Genomic DNA, 22,889 nt, shown 5'->3' with positions numbered 1-22,889 from the left:
CCGTCACCGAACCGACGCTTGGCACGAACCGGGGATCGGGATCAGCCAGCCCGGACCGGACCGGCGGGAACGGCCGGATCGGCCGGATCGTCGGCCTGGTCCGGACGGCTCGGCAGGGTCCGCCCCAGGCAGATCAACGCGGTGAACGACCCGGCGAAGAGCACCACCAACGCGGAGTTGATCCGGCCGGCGTCGGCCATGGCCTGGAACGCCTCGTCGGTCTCGCTGAACGACCGGGCCAGGCCGAGCAACTCGGCACCACCGACCCGGGTGATCAGCTCGGCCACCAGCAGCAGCACGCCCGGCGCGGCCCCGGCGACCAGGTACGTCGGCCACGGCAGCCTCGTCGTCGACCGCCGCGACGCCCCCGCCAACCAGCCGAAGGCCACCGCCCCGGCGATCGCACCGGCCAGCAGCGCACTCACCCACACGATCCGCGACTGCGCCGCCAGCACCGACGCCGCTGTCTGCCCGGCGCCGAACAGCTCCAGCAGCGGGCCCTTGAACAGCTCACGCGCGGTGATCGCGACCGCGACGGCCAACCCGGCGGCGGCACCGGCCGCGGTCAGCAGCCCCGCCCACCGGTGCAGGCCGGCCAACGTACCGCCGACGGTGGCGCCGGCGAACAACGCCCAGCCGAGGATGGTGACGGCGGAGCCGCCGCGCCCGTCGCCGAACACCAGCGCGGCCGCAGCGACGGCGCCGGTGAGCGCACCGGCGGCGACCGCCACCAGCAACCGGGGCAGCACGGTCGCGTCGAGCCGGCGCGCCGTGGCACGGCGTACCGCCTGGGCCACGCCGGCCCCCGCGAGCAGCGCCGCGAAGATCACCGCCGGCAGCCCGTACGCGGTCTCGGTGACCGCCAGCACACCGTCCGTGGAGGCCGCCAGGGTGGCGAGCACGGACCAGATCAGCAGCGCCAGCCAGGCCAGGGTCAGCCCGGCAAGGGTGACCGCCGTCACCACCGAGTTCCCCGGCCGGGGCACGGGCGCGACATCGGCCGGAACCGGACCCGCGGCGGCGTCGGCCGGAACCGGATCGGCGGCGACAGCCGGCACGGACTGGCTGGTCAACGCGGTCACCCCCTGCTGGTGGTCATGGCGCTAGCGCCGGTTGCGACCAGGGTACGCGGACCAGCGCCCCGCCCCGACGCCCCGTGCGACGATGAGACGACGGATCCGCCGCCGTGGCCGCCCCACCGGGTACCCCGACGGATCCGGTTCCGCCGACGTTGTCGAGATCACGCCAGGAGCTGTGATGGACGCCGTACCCACCACCCCCGCCCCCCGTAACGAGCCGATCCGCGACTACGCGCCGGGCAGCCCCGACCAGGTCGGCCTCAGCCGCCGGCTGGCCGAACTGTCCGACGCCCGCATCGACCTGCCGATGACCATCGGCGGCCGACAACGGATGGCGGCCGGAGCACCGATCGACGTGGTGATGCCGCACCGGCACCGGCACATACTCGGGGTCACCGGCAACGCCGAGCCGGCCGACGCCGAGGCGGCGGTGGCAGCGGCCGGACAGGCCGCCCCGGGCTGGCGGGCCCTGCCGTACGCCGAACGGGCCGCGGTCTTTCTCCGCGCCGCCGACCTGCTCGCCGGCCCCTGGCGGGACACCCTGAACGCGGCCACGATGCTCGGCCAGTCCAAGACCGCCTACCAGGCGGAGATCGACTCGGCCTGCGAACTGATCGACTTCCTCCGGTTCAACGTGCACTTCGGCCACCAGGTGCTGGCCGAGCAGCCGCAGTCGGCGCCCGGGGTCTGGAACCGGTTCGACCACCGGCCGCTGGAAGGCTTCGTGTACGCGGTCACCCCGTTCAACTTCACCGCGATCGCCGGCAACCTGCCGTCGGCACCGGCGCTGATGGGCAACACGGTGGTCTGGAAGCCGGCGCCGACCCAGCAGCTCGCGGCGCACTTCACGATGCGGCTGTTCGAGGCGGCCGGGCTGCCGCCGGGAGTGATCAACATGGTCACCGGGGACGGGCTGGCCGTCTCCGACGTGGTGCTGGCCGACCGGGACCTCGCCGGCATCCACTTCACCGGCTCGACCCGGGTCTTCCAGCAGCTGTGGCGCACCGTCGGGGAGAACATCGGCCGGTACCGGTCGTACCCGAGGCTGGTCGGCGAGACCGGCGGCAAGGACTTCGTCGTGGCGCACCCGAGCGCCGACCCGGACGCGCTGCACACCGCCCTGGTCCGGGGTGCCTACGAGTACCAGGGGCAGAAGTGCTCGGCGGCGTCCCGCGCGTACCTGCCGAAGTCGCTCTGGACGGCCGGCCTGCGCGACCGGCTCGCTGCCACCGTCGAGTCGCTGACCTACGGCGACGTGGCCGACTTCGGCAACTTCGGCGGGGCGGTGATCGACGCGCGGGCCTTCGCCCGGCACGCCGCCGTGCTGGACAAGGTCCGCGACGATCCGTCCTGTCAGGTGCTGGCCGGCGGTACGGCCGACGACGGCGAGGGCTGGTTCGTCCGGCCCACCCTGCTGACCTGCACCGACCCCGGGCATGAGGTCTTCACCACCGAGTTCTTCGGCCCGATCCTGGCGGTGTCGGTCTTCGACGACGACCAGTTCTGGGACGTGGTGGCCCAGGCGGAGTCGGTCGCGGCGTACGCGCTGACCGGGTCGGTGTTCGCGACCGACCGCCGGGTCATCGCCCGGGCCAGCGAGACGCTGCGGTACGCGGCCGGCAACTTCTACGTCAACGACAAGCCGACCGGTGCGGTGGTCGGGCAGCAGCCGTTCGGCGGTGGCCGGGCCAGTGGCACCAACGACAAGGCCGGTTCCTGGCACAACCTGCTGCGGTGGACCTCACCGCGCACCATCAAGGAGACGTTCGTGCCGCCGGTCGAGCACCGCTACCCGCACATGGGCTGAGCCGGACGGCGCTGAGCCGGACGGCCCGGTCGGCTGGCTGGCTCGCGGGCTGGCCGGCTGGCCGGCCCGTGCGGGTCAGGAGAGCAGGTCCAGCTCGGAGACGTCGTACCACTCCAGCTCGTGGTCCTCGGCGCCGTCCACGACGAACTGGGCGTCCGGGTCCCCGGCCGCCGCCTGGGACACCGCGTCGGCTGCCGCGGCCACGTCGTCGGTCGCCTCGTCGCCGTCGACGTGCACCGCGGCGACCGAGGCCAGTGCGATCGGACCGACCAGCGCGACGCTGCTCGACCCGAGTTCCGCCACGGCGCGCTTGACCGCGTCCGCCGGCAGGTCGACGGAGACGACGACCCGTCGGCGGGGCGCGGTCGGGTCGTCGTGCAGCAACCGCAGCGACTCCTGGGCGGCCCGGGTGAAGGCGACGTACTCCAGTTCCTCCTCGTCGCCCTCGACGTACCACTCGCGCAGGGCCGGAGTGACGGTGTGCGCGGCGTCGACGGCGAGCTGGCCGTCGCGGCGCAGCGCGCCGAGCGCCGGCAGGGTGGCCGGTACGTAGACCCGGAGCTGGTTGTCGGGCACGGTCTCCCCCACTGAAGTCGTCGCTGAGCAATGTACGCCGCCCGCCGGCTCCGTCGGGCGGCGATGGCACACTGAACCGACCGACGTAGACGAGCCGGGAGTCACCGTGGAGCCGAGGTTCCTGCAGTTGTCCGACGTCGCCGCCGAACTCAACGTATCCGACTCGCAGGTCTACCACATGGTCCGCAGTGGCGAGTTGCCCGCGATCAAGATCGGTGGACGCGGACAGTGGCGGGTGGAGCGTGCCCGGCTGGAGGAGTACATCCAGCGCAAGTACGCGGAAACCGCCGAGTGGGTGCAGGGCAACCCGTTGATCGAGCGCGATCCCGAGTAGTCGGCGCGACCCGGGTCACCGGCACCACCGGGCACGAGCGCGCCGTGCCGCTTCACGAGTTGTCTGATCACCGTCAATGCGAGGCGTTGACGGAGGGTGTCATGCTGACTTCCAATTGATCTGCCGAAAGCAAACGAAGGCAAACGCAAGATCAACTGGAGGATGGATGGCTGTCCCGACTCGGATCCGGCGTCCACCGATCCGGCTGCGGCCCGCGCCGCCGCTGGATCCACCCTTCATCGACGAGTCTGCGGACTTCGTCGTCCACCCGGGCGTACAGCTGGCTCTGGACCTGACCGGACCGACCGACGCGCCGGCGACCCGCCGGCCGGCCGAGGCGCCGCAACCACCGGGCACGCCGCAGGTCGGGCTGCCGGCCGGAGCCGTGCTGCCGGCTCCCGGCCTGGCCGGGGCGTCGCCGGAAGCCCGGCGGGCGGCGCAGCGGTTCCTGTCGGCGGCCGTCGAGATCATCAACGGTTTCCGACCGGTGCCCCACGCCCGCCGGCTGGCCGCTCCCGCTCAGGCGGCGGTGATCTGCGCCCAGCTGACCGTCGCGGCCCAGCGGGCCCGCACGCCGGACCGGCCACCGGGTGCCGTCCGCAACCGGGGCCCTCGGCCGACGGCCCCACCGACCGGTCGGGGCGACCGGCGCGGCGAACTGCTCCGGGTCCGCCAGCTACGGATCTGTGAACCGACGGCGGGCGTGGTGGAGACCGCCGCCGTGCTCGGCACCACCAGCCGCAGCTGGGCACTGGCGTTCCGGCTCGAACGGCAGGCGGACGCCTGGCTCAGCACGGCCGTGTATCTCGTCTGAGCCAGGGCGTCCGTCGGGCGACGCAGCCGCGCCGCCGGGGTCGTCAGGTGCCACAGCTGTGGTGCCGGGATCGGTCAGGCGACGCACCTGCGACGCCGGGAGCGGTCAGGCGCCGGGCGAGCCGTGGCAGCGCTTGTACTTCTTGCCCGAGCCGCACGGGCAGGGGGCGTTGCGCGACGGCCCGTTGCTGGCGACCGCCTGGCCGGGCGCGGCCCGGCGGGCGTTGCTCACCGGCACCGGGGGGCCGGCGGCGGGCCGCCCGGCCGGCGTCGGTCGAGCGCCGGAGGTCGGCCGGGCCGACGACGGGGTGCCGCCGAGACCCAACGCCGGAGCCTGCTGCACCTGCACGCCGCCGTCGGAGCCGGCAGCGCCGTCGATGGTCGGCGACACGTACTGCAGTCGCTGCGGTCGGGGAGCCGCCTCGATGCCCTTGGCCCGGACCTGGACGTCGCCGCCGTCGGGCACCGGCACCTGGGTGCCGGGCCGGTCGCCGCCCGCCGCCGCCGGTGCGGACTGCTGCTGCACCTGCACCTCGACGTTGAACAGGAACCCGACCGTCTCCTCCTTGATGCCGTCCATCATGGTGGCGAACATCGCGTAGCCTTCCCGCTGGTACTCGACCAGCGGGTCCCGCTGGGCGTACGCCCGCAGGCTGATGCCTTCCTTCAGGTAGTCCATCTCGTACAGGTGTTCCCGCCATTTGCGGTCGATCACCTGCAGCAGGACCATCCGCTCCAGCTGCCGCAGCGCGTCGGCGCCCAGCTCCTCCTCCCGGCGCTGGTACGCGGCGTGCGCGTCCTGCAGCACCTGGACCCGCAGGAAGTCGGCGTCGACGGCACTGCGCTCGCCGCCGGCCTCCTCGACCAGCTCGTCGACGGTCATCCCGACCGGGTACAGCTGCTTGAGGCTGGACCAGAGCTGGTCGAAGTCCCAGTCCTCGGCGTACCCGTCGGCGGTGGCGCCGTCGACGTACGCACCGACCACGTCGTCGATCATCTTGGTGACCTGGCCGTGCAGGTCCTCGCCGTTGAGCACCCGCAGCCGCTCGGCGTAGACCACCTGACGCTGCTTGTTGAGCACCTCGTCGTACTTGAGGACGTTCTTACGGGTCTCGGCGTTCTGACCCTCGATCTGCGCCTGGGCGTTCTTGATCTGCCGGGTCACCATCTTGGACTCGATCGGCACGTCCTCGGGGATGTTGAAGCGCTCCATGACCGCTTCGACCGCGCCCGCGCGGAACCGCCGCATCAGCTCGTCCTGCAGGGACAGGTAGAACCGGGACTCGCCCGGGTCACCCTGCCGGCCGGACCGACCGCGCAGCTGGTTGTCGATCCGGCGGGACTCGTGCCGCTCGGTGCCCAGCACGTAGAGACCGCCGACGGCGGCGACCTCGTCGGCCTCGGCGGCGCAGGCCTGCTTGACCTGCGGCATGATCTCCTCGAACGCCTTGGCGTACTCCTCGGCGTGCTCGACCGGGTCGAGTCCGCGCTGGCGCAGCTGCGCGGCCGCCTGGTACTCGGGGTTTCCGCCGAGCAGGATGTCGGTGCCCCGGCCGGCCATGTTGGTCGCCACGGTGACCGCGCCCTTGCGCCCGGCCTGCGCGATGATCTCGGCTTCCTTGGCGTGGAACTTCGCGTTGAGCACCGCGTGCGCGATGCCCCGGCGGCGCAGCAGCTGGGACAGGATCTCCGAGTTCTCCACCGAGACGGTGCCGACCAGCACCGGCTGACCGACGGCGTGCCGCTCGGCGATGTCCTCGACGACGGCGTTGAACTTGGCCTTCTCGGTCTTGTAGATGACGTCGGCCCGGTCGATGCGGACCATGTCGCGGTGGGTCGGGATGGTGACGACACCGACGTTGTAGACCTTGTTGAACTCGCCCGCCTCGGTCTGGGCGGTACCGGTCATGCCGGACAGCTTGCTGTAGAGCCGGAAGTAGTTCTGCAGGGTGATCGTGGCGAGCGTCTGGTTCTCCTGCTTGATCTCGACGCCTTCCTTGGCCTCGATCGCCTGGTGCATGCCCTCGTTGTAGCGGCGCCCGTGCAGGATCCGGCCGGTGAACTCGTCGACGATCAGGACCTCACCGTCGTTGACGATGTAGTCCTTGTCCCGCTTGTAGAGCTCCTTGGCCTTGATCGCGTTGTTCAGGTAGCCGACCAGCGGCGTGTTGACCGACTCGTACAGGTTGTCGATGCCCAGCCGGTCCTCGACCTTGGCGACGCCGCGCTCGGTGACCGCGACGGTCCGCTTGGCGTAGTCGATCTCGTAGTCGCCCTCGCCGTCCTTGCCGACCTGCATCCGGCCCACCACGGCGGCGAACTCGCCGTACCAGCGGGCGGAGTGCTCGGCCGGGCCGGAGATGATCAGCGGGGTCCGGGCCTCGTCGATGAGGATCGAGTCGACCTCGTCGACGATGGCGAAGTTGTGCCCGCGCTGCACCAGGTCGTCCTTTGACCAGGCCATGTTGTCGCGCAGGTAGTCGAAGCCGAACTCGTTGTTGGTGCCGTAGGTGATGTCCGCGTGGTACGCGGCCCGATGCTCGGCCGACGGCCGGTTCGGCAGGATCACGCCGACGGTGAGGCCGAGGAACTCGTGCACCCGGCCCATCCAGGCGGCGTCCCGCTCGGCCAGGTAGTCGTTGACGGTGACGACGTGCACTCCCTTGCCGGACAGCGCGTTGAGGTACGCCGGCAGCACCGAGGTCAGCGTCTTGCCCTCACCGGTCTTCATCTCGGCGATGTTGCCGAAGTGCAGCGCCGCGCCGCCCATGATCTGCACGTCGTAGTGGCGCTGGCCGAGCACCCGCGACGCCGCCTCGCGGGCGGTGGCGAACGCCTCCGGTAGCAGGTCGTCGAGCGATTCGCCGTCGGCGTACCGCTGCCGGTACTGGTCGGTCAGCTCGCGCAGCTCCGCGTCGGTGAGGTCGACGTAGTCGTCCTCGATCGAGTTGACGGCCGCGGCGACCGCCTTGAGCCGGCGGACCATGCGGCCCTCGCCGGCGCGGAGGACCTTCTCAAGAATCGACACGGATCAACGCTCCCCTAGACGGTGTGCGTCACTATCGTAGGCGCACCAGTCGGGCTGACGGCAGTCGCAGCCGGCTTCTCTGCACGGAAAGAGCGACAAACCGGACCATGCCGGCCAGGCCGGCCGGCATAACCGTTTCGCCCTGCGCGAAAGCTGGGCCAGGATGGGCCGGTGGAACCCGTCGAGATCACCGAAGGCGGCGTCCGGCTGCGGATGTTCCTGCCCGACGACGCCCCCGCCGTCGCACAGGCCTGCGACGACCCGCTCACCCAGCGGTTCGTCCCCGGCATGCCGCAGCCGTACACCGTCGCCGAGGCGATGCACTGGATCACCGAAGGCTCGACCGGGGCGTGGGCCGCCGGCGGCGCCGCCTGGGCGATCGCCGACCCGGCCACAGATCAGCTGTACGGCTGCGTCGGGCTGAGCCGGGCCGTGCCGGAGCGCCGCCAGATCGAGGTCGGCTACTGGATGGTGCCCCGCTGGCGCGGACGCGGGCTCGCCACCGCCGCCACCGTCGCCGCCACCCGACACGCTCTCACCAACGGATTCGACCGGGTGGAGCTGCTCACCGACGGCGAGAACGTCGCGAGTCAGCGGATCGCGCTGGCCGCCGGCTTCACCCGCGAGGGGATACGCCGGGGCGCGGCGCTCGGGCCCACCGGCGGTGCACCTCGGGACGATCTCGTGGTCTGGGCCCGGCTGGCCGACGACCCGCCCGGCCCGACCCCACGCCTGCTGCCCGACCTGCCCGGTGGCGCGCTGACCGACGAGGTGGTGCGGCTGCAGCCGCTGGTGGCCGCCGACACCGAGTTCACCTACGCCCTGCAGACCTTGCCGGACGTGGTCGCCACCAGCGTCCCGTCGGTGGTGCCGACCCGGGCCGACGTGGCGACGCAGTGCGCCCTGGCCGGCAGCAGATGGCTCGCCGGACACCGGGCCGACCTGGTGATCAGCGACGCGGCGACCGGTGAGCCGGCCGGCCGGCTCGGCCTCTACCACCAGGAGCCGCAGACCGGGCAGGCGATGATCGGCTACTCGCTGCTGCCCCGGTGGCGCGGTCGCGGCTACACCACGCGGGCGGTCCGGCTGGTCGCCCGGTGGGCGTTCGACCACACCACGATCGCCCGGCTGATCGCCGGCGCGGCACCGGGCAACGTCGCCTCGCAGCGGGTCCTGGAACGGGCCGGGTTCCGCCGGGAGGCGGTGCTGCGCGGCCGGCTTCCCGGTCCGGACGGCACCCGGGTCGACGACGTCCAGTACGCCCTGCTGCCGCAGTGGCTGGCCGAGAGCCAGCCGTGAGCACGGTCCGCCCGGTGCCGGTACCCCGGCACCGGGCGGGACACGGATCAGTTGGTCGGGTGTGTCAGGTCAGTTGCGTCAGGTCAGTTGGCTGGGCGCGTCAGGTCGTGGTCGGCTCGGCCAACGCCATGACGCCGTAGTCGTAGCCCTTACGGCGGTAGACCACGCTCGGCCGGCCCGATTCCTTGTCCAGGAACAGGTAGAAGTCGTGACCGACCAGTTCCATCTGGAAAAGCGCGTCGTCGACCGTCATCGGGTCGCCCGGGTGTTCCTTTTCCCGGACGATGTGCCACGGCTGGTCGTCGTAGGCGTCGTAGGCGTCGTGCTCATCGTGGGTGGTGTCGGGGCCGGGGCGGTCTAGCACGGCCACCGAAGCGGCGGGTTCCTCGGTCGGCTGAGCCGGCGGCAGCGGGGCGAAGCCGTTCAGCCCGGCGGTGGGCAGCCCGGCGGTCGCCTCGGCGACCGACACCGGGGCGTGTCGACCCCGGTGCACCCGGCGGCGGTCGGCGGCCCGGCGCAGCCGGGTGTCCAACTTGCTGATGGCGGCGTCGAGCGCGCTGTAGAAATCCTTGGCGCAGGCCTCGGCACGAATGACCGGGCCGCGCGAAACGCAGGTGAGCTCGACCCGTTGGCAGTTGCCGGACTGCCGGGGGTTGCGCTCGTGGAACAACTCGACGTCGACGCGCATCAACTTGTGGTCGTACCGTTCGACCTTGGCCAACTTCTCGGCGACATGCACCCGGTAGTGCTCGGGAACCTCGACGTTTCGGCCTTTCACCACGATGTCCACGCGTGACCTCCTGAATACGATCAGACGACCGGTAACTGGTGGGGAATCGCCGACCGGTCCAGGTGCCACAGCGGGCCGGGCATCAACCGGTCGGGTCAGGTTTCGCACCTCCCTCCGGGACACCAGCGGTGGCTGTTCAACCACCTGTCATACCCCTGATAGGCACACGCTAACGCGCCGACGGCGCAACGTCATCAGTTCCGGGAAGACCGGAGCGCGAAGTTTTCCACATCGCGAACAGTGCCCAAGACCCGTGACCACAAGCGATTACTGCGAGTAACGGCGCCGTGTCGCGGCGAGCACCACGGCGGCGTACGGAGCCAGCCCTTGCGCGGTGAGCAGCCGGTCGACAGCGGCCAATGTCGAACCCGTCGTGACGATGTCGTCCACCACGATCACACAGCGTCGCGGGTCCGGCGGTCGACGCGTGTCAAGTCCGACCCGCCGGTGCCGGAAACCGGCGCGGGCCGACGCCAGCCGGCCGGCGCTGTCCAACCCCGCCGAGTCCGGTCGGGGCAACGCCCGCAACGGCCGGGCCACCGACACCCGCCACCCGTCGGCGCGCAGCGCGGCGACCGCGTACCGGGTGATCCGCCGCAGGTGGTCGCCGTGCCGGGCCCGCACGGCCGCAGCGGTCGACGGCACCGCGACGAGCAGCACCGGGCGGGTCCGGTCGGCGGCGGTGGCGGCCACCGCCGCAGCCAGCAGCCGACCCAACGGCCGGGCGAGCCGGTGCCGGCCCCGTTCCTTGTACGCCAACAGCAGTTCCCGCAGCACCCCGGCGTACTCGCCGAGGGCCACGCAGTCAGGCAGCCCGGGCGGGGCCGGGGTCGGCCGCACCGACCGGGGGCGCAGCCGCAGGACCTGGGCGACGCAGTCGTCGCACACCCCGTACCGCAGCCGCACCCGGACCTCGGCGGCGGCCCGGGCCGCCGCTGTCGACCCGCAGCCGGCGCACCGGGTCGGCAGCACCAGATCCACCAGAGAGGCCCAGACGTCGCCCACCAGGTAGGCCCAGACATCGCCCGGCACGCGCACGGTCCCATCGGTTGGCAGTGTGCATCAGTACAGGAAGAGGTGCATCAGTACAGGAAGAACGGTGCGCTGGGGGCCACGTCGTCGGTCCCGGATTCGGCGGCGGCCGCCAGATCCACCCCCTCCACCTCCTCCAGCCGGATCTGTTCGCTCGGTTCGAAAATGTCGTACGGGATGCCGTTGGCCACGTACATCCGGGCACCGACACTGGCCGGCGCACCGGGGACCTGATTGGCCGGGTTGGCCGGATAGCCGGCCAGGTGCGTCACGCTCGCCCCACCGAGGTCCCGCAGGGACCGCGTCTCGATCGCCCCGTCGACCGTCACGTCGTAGAGGGTCACCCGACCGTCCGGGTTGGTGCCGGCCACCACCACCAGCGTCTCCGCCACCCAGTCGACCTGGGTGATCTCGGACAACGAGGTGGGCACCGCACGCGGTGGCAGCACCTCGACCTTGTCGTCGCGGCCGAGCGCGGCCACGTAGAGCTGCCCGCCGACGACCAGGGCGATCCGATGCCCGTCCGGCGCCACACCCACCGACTGCACCGCACCGTCGACGCCGGGGATCGTGACCGGTTCGACCGCACCGGTGCCCACCCGGAACGAGTACAGGCCGCCGTCGGCGACGATCAGCCCGACGTCGCCAGGTGTCTTCAGCCACACCGGCCGGCCGATGGCGCCGAACGCCCGGGTGCTGGTGTCGAAGCTGGTGCCGGCGCCGGTCGCCGCGCCGGTCACCAGACGCTGCCCGTCGCCGCTGCGGACCACCAGCGCCGCGTAGGTGCCGCCGCCGGCCCGGGTGAAACCAGCGGCGACGACGTCACGGTTGACCTCCTCGGTGAGCACCGGGACCGGCTCGCCGCTGCGCGCCGAGCTGCTCAGCCGGTGCACCTCGCCCTGGTAGACGGCGAACCGTTCGGGCGTCTCCGCCAACGCCTCACTGGCGTTCATCGCGCGCAGATCCGCACCCCGGAAGACCTTCGGGTTCTGACCCTGGATCGTCAGCTCCAGGTCGTTGCTGAAGTTCCCCTGCCCCAGCGACCACATCAGCTGGGCGGCGAGCCGGTCGAGCTGGCGTTCGTCGGTCGACGCGGCGGCGTCGGCGACCAGGGTCACCTTGAGCTGGTCGCCGGTGTCCGGGACGTTGCCGCCGGCGCGCAGCCCGCTCGGTAGCGCCTGCACCGCCGAGGCGAGCCAGTTCGACGGGCCGCTGATCAGCGCCTCCAACAGGACGGTGCGACGTCGCTCCGCCGGCACCGCCGCCGGCAGGTACCGCAGGTCCGGCACCAGGGCCCGTTGGCTGGTGTCCCAGAAGTAGATGGTGCGCTGCAGGTAGAAGGACTTCAGCGCGTCCTCGCTGAGCAGCAGCACCGACGGTGGGTCGAAGATGAACTTGCCCTGCTCCCCGACGACCGAGCCGACCCGGAAGGTGTACTCGGTGAACTCGGGCTCCTGGGCCGGCAGCGGTTCCAGGGCACCGTTGGGACGCAGCAGCCCCACCTGCTGGACGGTGAGCGCCACCTCCTCGACACCGGCCTCCGCCCGGGTGATCTGCGGGCGTTCCCGCAGCCGCACCACGGTCAGCACGACCTCCGGGTTCGGGACACGGATGTCGTCGCGGTGCACCGGAGCGACGAACTCCCGGACCTGCTCGACCGCCCGTTCCGCCTCGACGGCGGGTGCCTGCAGGAAGTTCTCCACGAACGACTCGGTGTTGTTGCGTTCGTCGAGCCGCGAGGCCGGTGTCTGGGTCCCGCCGCTGCCGGTCGGCAGCCCGGGTGCCGGGCCCTGCCCGTCGACGCGGACCTCGGTGTACTCGGGGATGCCGCACCCGGCGAGCAGCACCGCCGCCACCACCGGGACGGCCAGTAGCGGGGTCGCCAGCAGGCGGCTGCGCCAGCGATGTCTCATGACGGTGCCCCCGCCCCGGTCACCCCGCCGGTGGGCGTCACCACGCCCCGGCCCGGCTCGTCGTCGACCGCTCCTGAACCGTCGCCGGCGACGCGCCCGCCGTCGGCCGCGTCTGATGTGTCGTCGGCCGGCGTCGTGGCCTGTTCCGGCACCGCGCCCCGGTCGGTCGGCACCAGCCGCAACGGGGCGGACCGGAGCCGGTCCCCGGCCCGCGCCGGCAGGGTGAGCCGGAACTGCGCCCCCTGGCCCGGCGCGCCCCAGGCCTCCAGCCAACCACCGTGCAACCGGGCGTCCTCCACGCTGATCGACAGACCGAGACCCGTCCCACCGGTCTGCCGGGCACGCGACGGGTCGGCCCGCCAGAAGCGGTTGAACACCAACTTCTCCTCCCCTGGGCGCAGCCCCACCCCGTGGTCGCGGACGGTCACCGCGACGGCGGCGTCGTCCATGCCCAGCGTCACCACCACCGGGCGGCCCTCACCGTGCTCGACCGCGTTGCCGAGCAGGTTGCGCAGCACCCGTTCCACCCGCCGCGGATCGACCTCGGCGATCACCGGGGTGTCCGGCAGTCGCAGCTCGACGCGGACCCCCAACCGCTCGGCCAACCCGTCGAGGCGGTCGACCACCCGGCGTACCACCGGGACCAGATCGGTCGGCTCGACGTCGAGCACCGCGAATCCGGCGTCGAACCGGCTGATCTCCAGCAGGTCGGTGAGCAGGTTCTCGAACCGGTCCAGCTCGGTCTGCAGCAGTTCGGCGCTGCGGGCCACCGCCGGGTCGAACCCGTCCCGCTCGGCGAACATCAGGTCGGCTGCCATCCGTACGGTGGTCAGCGGGGTCCGCAGCTCGTGCGACACGTCGGAGGTGAACCGACGTTGCAGCCGCGACATCTCCTCCAGGCGGGTGATCTGCCGTTGCAGGTTCGTCGCCATCTGGTTGAACGACGCCGCCAGCAGGGCGAGGTCGTCCTCGCCGTCGACCACCATCCGCTGGTCCAGCAGGCCGGCGGAGAGCCGCTGCGCGGTGCGGGCGGCCACCCGTACCGGGGTCACCACCAGCCGGGTGACCAGGGCCGCGAGCAGCCCGAGGAGCATGACCAGCGCGAGCCCGGTGATCAGCACGGTGGTCCGGATCTGGTTGGCGGCCTGGTCCTGGGTGGTCAACGGCGCGAGATAGTAGAGCTCCACCTGGCCGAACTTGGTCGGCACCGGTGACCCGTAGACGAGGTACTTCGCCCGCCCTTCGCCCAGGTCACCCGTGCGGATCTGCTGCGCCTGGGCACCGGAGCCGACCTGCTCGGCCAGCTCCGGGGTGATCATGCCGCTGGCGTCCACCGCCGGAGAGATCGCCGAGGAGATCAGCGGGTAGCTGCTCGCGGTCATCACGACCACCACCCCGCCCCGCTGGTCGGGGTCGCCGCCGGCGAGGGTGCCGACGATCTGTTCGAAGGTGACCCGCAGCTGCGGATCGAAGTACTGCGGATGCACGCTCATCTGCTCGGCGGCGTAGTCCCGGCCGTGTTCCAGCCGGCGCTGGACGTCCTCGCGGGCCCGGTCGAGCAGGATGTTGGTGCTCTGCGAGGCGACCATGTAGGCGAAGCCGCCGACCAGCAGCCCGGAGGCGACCAGGGTGATGGTGACCACCCGCAGCTGCAGTGACCGACGCCACATCCGGTTGGCCGCCACCACGACCAGCCGGATCCGGGCGGCCGCCAGCTCCCGCGCCGGGCGCAGGGCACCGGTGACGCGGGAGAGCAGGTCGGATGCGGTACGGAGTCGGCCAGCCACAGTGCGACCCAGGCTAGCCGGTGCCCGCCTTGTAGCCCACGCCCCGAACGGTGAGGATGATTTCGGGTCGTTCCGGATCCGGCTCGATCTTGGCCCGCAGGCGCTGCACGTGCACGTTCACCAGCCGGGTGTCCGCCGCGTGCCGGTAGCCCCAGACCTGCTCCAGCAGCACCTCCCGGGTGAAGACCTGGCGCGGCTTGCGGGCCAGCGCGACCAGCAGGTCGAACTCCAGCGGGGTCAGCTTGACCTCCTCACCGTCGCGGCTGACCGTGTGCGCCGGCACGTCGATGGTGATCTGGTTGCCCGGTGGTCCGATGGTCAGCAGCTCAGGGGCGACGTCCTCGCCGCGCCGCAACCGGGCCCGCATCCGGGCCACCAACTCCTTGGGCTTGAACGGCTTCACCACGTAGTCGTCGGCACCGGACTCCAGGCCGAGTACGACGTCCACGGTGTCGCTCTTGGCGGTCAGCATCACGATCGGGATGCCGGACTCGGAGCGGATCGCCCGGCACACGTCGATCCCGCTCATCCCGGGCAGCATCAGGTCGAGCAGCACGATGTCCGGCCGGTTCTCCCGGAACGCGGCGAGCGCCCGCTCCCCGTCGGCAACGAACGACGGCAGGAAGCCCTCGCTGCGCAGCACGATACCCATCATCTCCGCCAGGGCGGGATCGTCGTCGACAACCAGCACGCGGGCTCTCATGTGACCAATATTCCATCCCGCCTCCACCGGCGGGGGACCGCCACCGCCGACGAACCGCCCAGGCGGCCGCGCTCCCGACATTTACGGCGGTCGCCCGCCCTGCCGTGGCGGGTCGCGGCCAACGTGCCACGATGGGACGCTGACGCCCCGTGCATCACGGTCAACCACCTCGTCACCAGGAGTCCCGGGTGAATCAGGCCGGCCCGTCCGACGTGCTGCCGCTGCGCCCGCTCACCACGGGCGAGGTGCTCGACGCCGCGGTCGGTCTGCTGCGCGGTCACGCACCGGTGCTGCTGGCCGCCGGCGCGCTGCTGGCCCTGGCCGAGCAACTACTGCTGCTGCCGCTGCGGGAGGCCGCCGGCGCGACGCCGCCGGCGTACCTGCCGACGTGGCACCGGTTCGGGCACTACTGGCTGTTGCTGGCCGCCGGGGCCGCCGTCGAGGTGACGATCATCGCGCTGCTCGGTGGGCTCACCTCCCGCGCCGCCGGGGCGGCACTGCTCGGCCGGCGGCTACCCGTACGTCGGTTGCTCGATCCACGTGGCGGCCGGTTCGCCGGGGTCGTCCTGGTCGCCGGGGCCGCCGGTACGGTCATGTTCACCGCCGCGCTGGCCGGGCCGGTCTGGTTCGTGGCGTACGCGATCCTCGGTCTCGCCGTACCCGCGCTCGTCCTGGACCGGCTCCCGGTGTGGCAGACGCTGGCCCGCTCGTCGGTACTGGCCTGCCGGGCCGGGCTGCGCGCCGGACTGATCCGGATCCTCGGCTACCTGATCTGGTTCGCGATCCGCGCCGGACTCGGACTGGCCGCGCTGAACCTGGTCGACCCCGGATCGCCGTGGTTGCTGGCGGCGACGGTGGCCGGCTGGACCATGATCAACGCGCTGGTCTACCCGACCCTGGCCTGCCTCGACGCCGTACTGCACGTGGAGACCAGGATGCGCACCGAAGGGCTCGACATCGCCCTGCGCCGCACCGCCGCCGTCCGTGACCGGCCCGCACCACCGTTGGCGGTCGGTACGTGAGCGCGTCGCTGAGCCGCTGGTGGACCGAACGGGTGGCCGCCGTCGGCGACGTACTGCCACTGCCGCTGGCCGCGCTGCTGCTGGTGGCCGGTGCCGCCATCCTCGGTGCCGGCTGGTTCAGCTGGCCGGCCTGGCGGCCCCGGCGGCGGCCCGGCCGGCTGCATCCGTGGGCCTGGCTGCGCCGGTTCAGCTGGTCGGCGGCGTCGGCCCCGGTACGCCGGTTGGCGGCGTTCGGGGTCCGCGCCGGCCGTGCCGTCGCCGCCGCGTACCGGCGGCTGACCGTCCGGGCCGTCCGCCGCTGGCTGGCCAGGCTCGACCCGCGTCGGCGCCGCCGGTCGGCGACCGTGTCCGCCGGCCCGGTCGCACCGGCGCGGCCGCACCCGCCGGACGGCCCGCCGGACGGGCTCGCCGACCGGTTCGCCGCCCAGGGTCGGTACGCCGAGGCGGTCCGGGAACGGCTGCGGACGATGATCCGCGACGTCGCCCAGCACGGCGTGGTCGCCGACCGACCCGGCTGGACGGTCACCGAACTCGCCGACGCGGCCGGGCAGGCGGCACCGGCGGCCCACCCGGCGTTGGCCGAGGCCAGCGGAATCTTCAGCGAGGTCTGGTACGGCAGGCGCCCGGCGCGGGCCGGGCACGACCAACGGATGCGGGAACTCGCCGACCAGCTGCGTGCCGCCCTCGGCCCGACCACGCCGGGGGCGCACCGATGACCCGTACCGGCAGCGGCACCGCCGCCCGGTGGCGCTGGCTGCGGCTCGTCGTCCCGTTCGTGCTGGTCGGCGGCCTGTTCGCCGGTACGGCGGTGGCGTACCACCGGACGCACCCGGACCCGACCCGGCCAGGTTTCCTGTCCCCGACCAACGTCGGCCCGCACGGCGGCAGCGAGCTGGCCGCCGCACTGCGCGACGACGGTGTCACCGTGCTCCCGGCCAGCGGGACCGTCGACGCGCTGCGGGCCGCCCAGGCCAACCCGAGCACCCTGTTCGTCCCCGCGCCGACCCTGGTGCACCCCGACTATCTGCAGGTCCTGACCCGGCTGCCGGCCGGCACCCGGGTGCTGCTGGTCGACCCGCCGGCCCGGCTGCTGCGCGGCAGCCCGTTGCCGGTCGACACCGCCGGCCGGCGGTGGGCCGCGCGGGCGGCGGGACCGGGCGTCGACGGGCGACGCTGCGTGGTGCCCGAGGTGGCCGACGCGGGACCGGCGGCGACGGTACGGCAGCGTTACACCGCCCCGTCCGGGGTCGACCCGACCCGGTTCGACCTGTGCTTCGACGCCGCCGTGGCCCGGCTGGCCTGGGGTCAGGTGGAGCTGGTGGTGGCCGGCGCGAACGACCCGTTCCGCAACGACCGGTTCGGCGAGCACCGCAACGCGACGTTCGCCGCCGGGCTGCTGGGCACCAGGCCGCAGGTGGTCTGGCTGGATCTGGCCCGGCCGGACGCGCCGCCGCCGACCCGCGACGCGGCGCCGCAGCCGCCGGTCTACCTGCCGCCGGAGGATCCGGGTTCCAGCCCCAGCGCGAGCGCCACGCCGGCAGCCGGGCGACAGTTTCCGGCCCCCGACGCCACCGCGCCGTCGGACAATCCCCTGTGGGGTGCCTTCCCGCCGTGGTTCTGGGCGTTGCTCGCCCAGCTCGTCCTTGCCGCGCTGGTACTGGTGCTGTGGCGGGCCCGCCGGTTCGGCCCGGTGGTGGCCGAGCCGTTGCCGGTGACGGTGCCGGCAGCGGAGACCCTGCTGGGGCGGGGGCAGCTCTACCGGCGGTCCCGGGACCGCGCCGCCACGGCCGGTATCCTGCGTACCGCCGCGTTGGACCGCGTCGTCGCGTTGCTGGACCTGCCGGACCGACCCCGGCCGGCGGAGATCGTGGCGGCGGTCGCTGCCCGGACCCCGGCGTCGGCCGCGCAGGTCGACGCCCTGCTGTACGGCCCGGCGCCGACGACCGACGGCGAGCTGCTGGAGCTGACCCGGCGGCTGGCGGCCCTACCGGACGACCTCGCCGGGCCGGTCCACCCGACAGCCGGGCCGACTGCCCCGGCACCCCGGTCCCCATCCGCGATCGAAGGAGAGCCCCGGTGAGCCAACCCAGTGCGGTCGGTCCGGTCGACGTTCTGACCACCGACAGTGACGCCGCGCGGGCCGCGCTGCGCCGGCTGTGCGCCGAGGTGGCCAAGGCCGTCGTCGGGCAGGACGCGGTGGTCACCGGCCTGGTCATCGCGCTGCTCTGCCGGGGGCACGTCCTGCTCGAGGGGGTGCCCGGGGTCGCCAAGACGCTGCTGGTACGGGCCGTCGCCGCCGCCCTGGACCTGGACGCCAAGCGGCTGCAGTTCACCCCGGACCTGATGCCCGGCGACGTCACCGGATCACTCATCTTCGACCCGCGTACGGCGGCCTTCACCTTCCGGGAGGGGCCGGTCTTCACGAATCTGCTGCTCGCCGACGAGATCAACCGCACGCCGCCGAAGACCCAGTCGGCGCTGCTGGAGGTGATGGAGGAGCACCAGGTGTCGGTGGAAGGGGTCCGCCGGCCGCTGCCGGCGCCGTTCATCGTGGCCGCCACCCAGAACCCCGTCGAGTACGAGGGCACCTACCCGTTGCCGGAGGCCCAGCTCGACCGGTTCCTGCTGAAGCTGGCCGTACCGCTGCCGAACCGGGACGACGAGCTGGGGGTGCTGCGCGCGCACCACGCCGGCTTCGACCCGGGTGACCTGGCCGCCGCCGGGATCCGCCCGGTCGCCGGGGCCGCCGATCTGGCGGCGGCCCGGCACGCCGTCCGGCAGGTGCAGGTCAGCGAGGGGGTCTTCGGATACATCGTGGACCTGTGCCGGGCGACCCGCACGGCGCCGGCGCTGGAGCTCGGGGCCTCGCCGCGTGGCTCGACCGCGTTGCTCAACACCGCCAAGGCGTGGGGGTGGCTGGCCGGGCGCGACTACGTGACGCCCGACGACGTGAAGGCGGTGACCCGGGCCACCCTGCGGCACCGGATCCGGCTGCGGCCGGAAGCGGAACTGGAAGGCGTCACCGCCGACGGCGTACTCGACTCGGTGCTCGGCACCGTCGCGACGCCCCGGTGAGCGGGTCGGCACCGCCGCCGGCGTCCGGCTGGTCGCGATGGTGACCTGGCGGGCGGCGGCGCTGCTCGGCGTCGGCGCGACGACCCTGCCCTGGTGGCCCGCCCCCTGGTGGGGCCTGCTGGTGATCACCACGTCGGTGGCCGCCCTGACCGTGCTGGACGTGGCGTTGGCCGCCCCGCTGAGCCGGCTCGAACTTGGCCGCGACGGCGACCGGACCGTCTGGTTCGGCACGTCGGCGACGGTGACGGTGCGGTTGCGCAACGGCTCCCGGCGGCGGGTGCGGGCGCAGGTCCGCGACACCTGGGTCCCGTCCGCCGGCGCCGTCGCGGACCCGGTCGGTGCCGCGGTCAAGGCCGGCCCGGACAGCGCCGACGCCGACGCCGACGCCGTGACGGCCGTCGGCGGCGACGGCAGCGGACCGGTCTGGCGGGTACGGCTGGCACCGGGTGCGGTCGCGGCGCTACCTGCCAGGCTCACCCCGACCCGGCACGGCGACCGGTCCGCCGTCGAGGTGACCGTCCGGTCGGCCGGCCCGCTCGGGCTGGCCTTCCGGCAACGACGCGGGCACCCGCCCACTCCGCAGTGGACCGTACGGGTGCTGCCGCGCTTCGACGCACGCCGGCTGCTCGCCGAGAAGCTGGCCCGGCTGCGGGTGATCGACGGGATCCGGGCCACCCGGGGCCGTGGCCAGGGCACCGAGTTCGACAACCTTCGGGAGTACGTCGTCGGCGACGACGTACGGTCGATCGACTGGCGGGCCAGCGCCCGCCGGTCCGACGTCCTGGTCCGGACCTGGCGCCCGGAGCGGGACCGCCGGGTGATGTTCGTGCTGGACACCGGGCGGACCTCGGCGGCCCTGATCGGTGACCAGCCCCGACTCGACGTCGCGATCGACGCCGCGCTGCTGCTGGCGACCCTGGCGAACCGGGCCGGCGACCGGTTCGACCTGATGGCGGCGGATGCGAAGGTCCGGGCGGCGATCTGGGGCGTGAGCCGGCAGGCGCTGCTGCCCCGACTGGTCCAGACCCTGGCCGGGCTGCAACCGGCGCTGGTGGAGACGGACTACGAACTGGTCGTCGGGGAGATCCTGCGGCGGGAGTCCCGACGGTGCCTGGTGGTGCTCTGCACCGCGCTGGAGCCCGGCGCGCTCGGCGACGGACTGCTGCCGGTGCTGCCCCGGCTGGCCGCCCGCCATCAGGTCGTGGTCGCCGGCATCGGGGATCCGACGTTGCCGGCGACGGTGGACGCACCGGTGCACAGGGTCGCCGACGCCTACCTGGCCGCCGCGGCGACCCGGACCGTCACCGAGCGGGCCCGGGTGAGTGCGGTGCTGCGCCGGTACGGGGTGGCGGTGCTGGACGCCTCGGCGCCGACCTTCGCCGGCCGTCTGGCCGACCTCTACCTTCAGCTGAAGTTGCTCGGCCGGCTCTGAGCCCGGTCGGTCGACCGGTCGGCCGGCCCGCCGCCGGAGCGGTCCGCGCCCCGGCGGGTGCCGCGTACCAGCACGTAGCCGAGGAAGGCCAGCCAGGCGGTCGCGCCGACGGCGACCCGCAGCCAGGTCGGCAGCGGGGCCGGCGTCACGAAGGCCTCGATCAGCGCGGCGACGGCGAAGACCGGCACCAGCCCGAGGGCCACCCCGACGCCGGAGAGCCCCGCGTCGGCGACGGCCCGGCTGCGGCTCGCCCCGGCCGGCGGGGCGAGCCAGGCACCGCCGATGCGCAGCCCGACCCCGGCGGCGACGAACACGCCGGTGAGCTCCAGCAGCCCGTGCGGGGTGATCAGGCCGAAGAAGACGTCCGCGCGGTCGTAGGAGATCATCACGCCGCCGGTGACGCCGATGTTGAGGGCGTTCACCCACAGCAGGTAGAGCACCGGGACCACCAGGATCCCGGCGGCCAGGCACTGTGCGGCCAGCCAGGCGTTGTGCGTCGACAGCTGGGCGGCGAAGTTGGGGGCCGCGTACCGGGTGTAGTAGCCGGCGAAGCTCGATTCGGCGAGTTCCGCCGCGGCCCGGTCGCCGATCAGCGCCCGGGCGCTGTCGGGGTTCCCGGCGACCCACCACATCAGGAATCCGGTGAGTGCGCAGAACGCCACCGCGACCGCACCCCACCACGGGGCCGCCCGGAGCACCGCCTGTGGGAACCCGGTGGCGACGAACTGGCCGAGAGCGCGCCAGCTGGACCGGGGGCCGGTCGTCAGCCGGGACCGGGCGGCCAGCACCAGGGTGGTGAGCCGGGCGACCAGCGCCGGGTCGGGCGAGCGGCTGCGGACCACCGACAGGTGGGTGGCGGTACGTTGATACAGCGCCACCAGTTCGTCGACCTCGGCGACGGTGAGCTGCCGGCCACGGGTCAGCTGCTCGAGCCGCCGCCACTGCGGCTCGTGCTCGGCCACGTACGCGTCGAGGTCCACGGCCACCTCCCGTCCCATAGTGTTCACTGGCAGGGTGAGTGCGCACGCATCCGGGGGGACCAGGCTGGTCGGCGGTGAGGCCGTCGAGGTCGAGGTACGGCTGGCCCGGGCCGGTTCCCGGATCCTGGCGCTGCTGGTGGATCTACTGGTCCAGGTGCTGATCGCGCTGCTGCTGGCGGTGGTGGCCGGGGTGGGGCTGGCGTCGCTGCCGTCGTCGGTCGAGGTGGACGACGCGCTCGGGCAGGCGGTGCTGACCGTGGGCGCGGTCCTGGTTCTGGTCGGCTACCCGGTGCTGTGCGAAACCCTCGGAAACGGCCGTACGGTCGGCAAGCGGGCGGTCGGGATCCGGGTGGTCCGCGACGACGGTGGCCCGCCGCAGTTCCGGCACGCGCTGACCCGCAACCTGGTCGGGGTGGCCGCCGAGTGGCCGGGGTTGCTGCTGCCGCCGCTGACCTGGCTGGCGAGCCTGGTGACGCTGATGTCGAACAGTCAGGGCAAACGGCTCGGGGATCTGGCCGCCGGGACGATCGTGGTCCACGACCGGGCTCCGGCGTCGTGGGGCTGGGTGCCGGGGATGCCGTCGGCGTTGGCCGGCTGGGCCCGTACCCTCGACCTGACCCGGCTCGACGACGAGCTCGCGCTGTCGGTGCGGCACCTGCTGACCAGGGGGCACGGGTTCGCCGAGCCGGCCCGCTCGGAGCTGGTGCGGCTGGTCGCGGCGGACGTCGCCGCGGTGACCACTCCCCCGCCGCCGCCCGGGGTGCCGGGGTGGGCGTACCTGGCGGCGGTCCTGGCCGAGCGGCACCGCCGGTCCGGGCAGCGGCTGGTGCGTGGCCGGGCGGCGACCGCCGCGCTCTGGCCGGAGTTGGCGGGGCTCAGCCCGGCGCGGACCGGCGCGCTGCGGCCGGCGGCGCCACCGTCCTGGGCCGATCCGGTCCGCGCGCCGGATCCGGCGGGTACTGCGGTGCCGGCCGGTGCGGTGGTGCCGACGCAGCGTGACGCGGCGCAGTGGCCACGGGGCAACTGGCCCCGGCCGCCGTGGATGGGACCGACCAGCGAACAACCGGACTGGACCGGGGTACGGCGGCCGCCGGTCGCCAGCACGCTGCGCCGCGCGCCGGTGCGGGAGCCGACGGGTCCGGGGCCGGACGGCACCTGACGGATCCGGGGCCGGGCGGCACCTGGCGGGCACGGTACTGCGGTAGAGCAGTATTCCTCA

Annotated in this window: 19 protein-coding genes; 10 read left to right on the top strand and 9 right to left on the bottom strand. The window is 73.3% G+C overall.

Going from position 1 to position 22,889, the window contains the following annotated elements:
• Positions 1-41 precede the first annotated feature (41 nt).
• Entirely contained in the window at positions 42-1,073 is a 1,032-nt protein-coding gene (locus tag O7608_RS09280; protein WP_289209550.1) for a hypothetical protein, read from the bottom strand.
• 184 nt (positions 1,074-1,257) lie between these two features.
• On the opposite strand from O7608_RS09280, the gene pruA reads away from it, so the two are divergent.
• On the top strand, positions 1,258-2,886 hold the full coding sequence (gene pruA / locus O7608_RS09275; RefSeq protein WP_289209549.1) for an L-glutamate gamma-semialdehyde dehydrogenase: 1,629 nt from the start codon (positions 1,258-1,260) through the stop codon (positions 2,884-2,886).
• Between the two features lie 75 nt (positions 2,887-2,961).
• On the opposite strand, the gene O7608_RS09270 is transcribed toward pruA, so the two are convergent.
• Positions 2,962-3,462, bottom strand: a complete 501-nt coding sequence (locus tag O7608_RS09270) for a DUF6912 family protein (protein WP_289209548.1) — start codon at positions 3,460-3,462, stop codon at positions 2,962-2,964.
• A gap of 106 nt (positions 3,463-3,568) precedes the next feature.
• Between O7608_RS09270 and O7608_RS09265 the strand changes: the two genes are divergently transcribed.
• Both O7608_RS09265 and O7608_RS09260 read left to right on the top strand, forming a co-directional pair.
• Positions 3,569-3,796 carry a helix-turn-helix domain-containing protein gene (locus O7608_RS09265; RefSeq protein WP_289209547.1) on the top strand — a complete coding sequence of 76 codons (228 nt, stop codon included), beginning with the start codon at positions 3,569-3,571 and terminating at the stop codon, positions 3,794-3,796.
• 166 nt (positions 3,797-3,962) lie between these two features.
• The gene (locus O7608_RS09260) at positions 3,963-4,610 is read left to right on the top strand and encodes an Rv3235 family protein (protein WP_289209546.1); all 648 of its coding nucleotides are present in this window, start codon (positions 3,963-3,965) and stop codon (positions 4,608-4,610) included.
• Positions 4,611-4,715: 105 nt separating this feature from the next.
• On the opposite strand, the gene secA is transcribed toward O7608_RS09260, so the two are convergent.
• Complete coding sequence (gene secA / locus O7608_RS09255) at positions 4,716-7,637, bottom strand: preprotein translocase subunit SecA (RefSeq protein ID WP_289209545.1); 2,922 nt, start codon at positions 7,635-7,637, stop codon at positions 4,716-4,718.
• A gap of 171 nt (positions 7,638-7,808) precedes the next feature.
• On the opposite strand from secA, the gene O7608_RS09250 reads away from it, so the two are divergent.
• Positions 7,809-8,936, top strand: a complete 1,128-nt coding sequence (locus O7608_RS09250) for a GNAT family N-acetyltransferase (protein ID WP_289209544.1) — start codon at positions 7,809-7,811, stop codon at positions 8,934-8,936.
• 100 nt (positions 8,937-9,036) lie between these two features.
• Here O7608_RS09250 and hpf read toward each other — a convergent pair whose 3' ends face one another.
• The 5 genes from hpf to mtrA all read right to left on the bottom strand — a co-directional run bounded on the left by hpf (position 9,037) and on the right by mtrA (position 15,161).
• On the bottom strand, positions 9,037-9,726 hold the full coding sequence (hpf, locus tag O7608_RS09245) for a ribosome hibernation-promoting factor, HPF/YfiA family (RefSeq protein ID WP_289209543.1): 690 nt from the start codon (positions 9,724-9,726) through the stop codon (positions 9,037-9,039).
• A 267-nt stretch (positions 9,727-9,993) separates the two neighbouring features.
• Positions 9,994-10,758, bottom strand: coding sequence for a ComF family protein (locus O7608_RS09240; RefSeq protein WP_289209542.1), 765 nt, complete (start codon positions 10,756-10,758; stop codon positions 9,994-9,996).
• Positions 10,759-10,808: 50 nt separating this feature from the next.
• A complete protein-coding gene (locus tag O7608_RS09235; RefSeq protein WP_289209541.1) occupies positions 10,809-12,671 on the bottom strand; it encodes an LpqB family beta-propeller domain-containing protein in 1,863 nt (620 codons plus the stop codon).
• A complete protein-coding gene (gene mtrB / locus O7608_RS09230; protein WP_289210839.1) occupies positions 12,668-14,341 on the bottom strand; it encodes an MtrAB system histidine kinase MtrB in 1,674 nt (557 codons plus the stop codon). Before mtrB ends, O7608_RS09235 begins: the two co-directional genes overlap by 4 nt.
• Before the next feature lie 130 nt (positions 14,342-14,471).
• Entirely contained in the window at positions 14,472-15,161 is a 690-nt protein-coding gene (gene mtrA, locus O7608_RS09225; protein ID WP_282223809.1) for an MtrAB system response regulator MtrA, read from the bottom strand.
• Between the two features lie 188 nt (positions 15,162-15,349).
• On the opposite strand from mtrA, the gene O7608_RS09220 reads away from it, so the two are divergent.
• The 5 genes from O7608_RS09220 to O7608_RS09200 are packed head-to-tail and all read left to right on the top strand — an operon-like array spanning position 15,350 to position 20,690.
• A complete protein-coding gene (locus tag O7608_RS09220; RefSeq protein WP_289209540.1) occupies positions 15,350-16,183 on the top strand; it encodes a hypothetical protein in 834 nt (277 codons plus the stop codon).
• Positions 16,180-16,899 (top strand): DUF4129 domain-containing protein, encoded by a 720-nt coding sequence (locus O7608_RS09215; protein ID WP_289209539.1) that lies wholly within the window; start codon positions 16,180-16,182, stop codon positions 16,897-16,899. Before O7608_RS09220 ends, O7608_RS09215 begins: the two co-directional genes overlap by 4 nt.
• Positions 16,896-18,263, top strand: a complete 1,368-nt coding sequence (locus O7608_RS09210; RefSeq protein ID WP_289209538.1) for a DUF4350 domain-containing protein — start codon at positions 16,896-16,898, stop codon at positions 18,261-18,263. Before O7608_RS09215 ends, O7608_RS09210 begins: the two co-directional genes overlap by 4 nt.
• A complete protein-coding gene (locus tag O7608_RS09205) occupies positions 18,260-19,258 on the top strand; it encodes an AAA family ATPase (RefSeq protein WP_289209537.1) in 999 nt (332 codons plus the stop codon). Before O7608_RS09210 ends, O7608_RS09205 begins: the two co-directional genes overlap by 4 nt.
• 37 nt (positions 19,259-19,295) lie before the next feature.
• Positions 19,296-20,690, top strand: a complete 1,395-nt coding sequence (locus O7608_RS09200) for a DUF58 domain-containing protein (protein WP_502959190.1) — start codon at positions 19,296-19,298, stop codon at positions 20,688-20,690.
• Here O7608_RS09200 and O7608_RS09195 read toward each other — a convergent pair.
• Positions 20,663-21,688 carry a stage II sporulation protein M gene (locus O7608_RS09195; RefSeq protein ID WP_289209536.1) on the bottom strand — a complete coding sequence of 342 codons (1,026 nt, stop codon included), beginning with the start codon at positions 21,686-21,688 and terminating at the stop codon, positions 20,663-20,665. The genes O7608_RS09200 and O7608_RS09195 overlap by 28 nt on opposite strands.
• A gap of 16 nt (positions 21,689-21,704) precedes the next feature.
• Here O7608_RS09195 and O7608_RS09190 point away from each other — a divergent pair, with 16 nt between their 5' ends.
• Positions 21,705-22,829, top strand: coding sequence for an RDD family protein (locus O7608_RS09190; protein WP_289209535.1), 1,125 nt, complete (start codon positions 21,705-21,707; stop codon positions 22,827-22,829).
• The last annotated feature ends 60 nt before the right edge of the window (positions 22,830-22,889 follow it).

The organism is Solwaraspora sp. WMMA2056 (assembly GCF_030345095.1).
Classification (GTDB): domain Bacteria; phylum Actinomycetota; class Actinomycetes; order Mycobacteriales; family Micromonosporaceae; genus Micromonospora_E.
The sequence above is the reverse complement of the archived record's forward strand: the minus strand, read 5'-3'. Positions and strand labels throughout refer to the sequence as shown.